This window comes from Aestuarium sp., from assembly GCF_023253315.1.
GTDB lineage: Bacteria > Pseudomonadota > Alphaproteobacteria > Rhodobacterales > Rhodobacteraceae > Marivivens > Marivivens donghaensis.
In genome coordinates, this window is sequence record NZ_JALRGW010000138.1 from 1 (window position 1) to 749 (window position 749).

Below are 749 nucleotides of genomic sequence, written 5' to 3' on the forward strand. Positions count from 1 at the left end.
GTTAGAAGCCATCAAAGCAGTACTTATTCAAATTTATCACTCTATACAGCTGGTACAGCTATTAATGCGACTAACGATGTTGGGAGTGCGTTAACAACAGGTTATACTGATCGCATGGCCCGGGGACCGAGTGGCACATTAACTACTGGGTCTCTGGCTAGTGCTACTATGAACATACCTAACCAAACTGCTAGTGCATCCATAACATTTACTCGTACTGCCACATTTGGAGGTGCAGACGCGGCACGTTACTTCTTCAATGCAGGCGGAGAATTACGATTCTTTATCGACAGTTATACGAACACTGGCGGAACTATCAGAGGACAGGCATTAGGTTCATTGGCAATAGATGGTTTCGGTGGAAAAACTATATATGCAGGTAATGCTAGTGCTCGTTACGGCGCTGGCGCGGTTACTGTTACTACAGATTTAACTACTAATAGTGGTTATTATAAACAAACTGCCGGCCAATTAACGATGACACAACTTGATGGGTCAACATACGGTGCCCAATATAGTGGAGACCAATTAATATTTAAAGTAAACACTAACGGGACACAAGGTTCGTATGGCGATGCAGGAACAACTGTAGACTGCCAAGTTGTATTAACTACTGGTTCTCAAAGTCCAGCATTTAATGATAGTGTAAACCTTACTGTTTACTATAGGATAGATATTCTTTATCCAGAAACTACTTTCTTATCGAACACCTGGGGTGCAGTAACAATCAGCTAATTATTTTTAGCTTG

General features: G+C 41.7%; 1 protein-coding gene. It reads left to right on the top strand.

Annotated features, from left to right (window positions below; genetic code table 11):
- Nucleotides 1–735 (top strand): hypothetical protein (locus tag AC1QQ2_RS14670; protein ID WP_479713699.1); only part of this gene is annotated, 735 nt, incomplete at its 5' end.
- Nucleotides 736–749 lie beyond the last annotated feature (14 nt).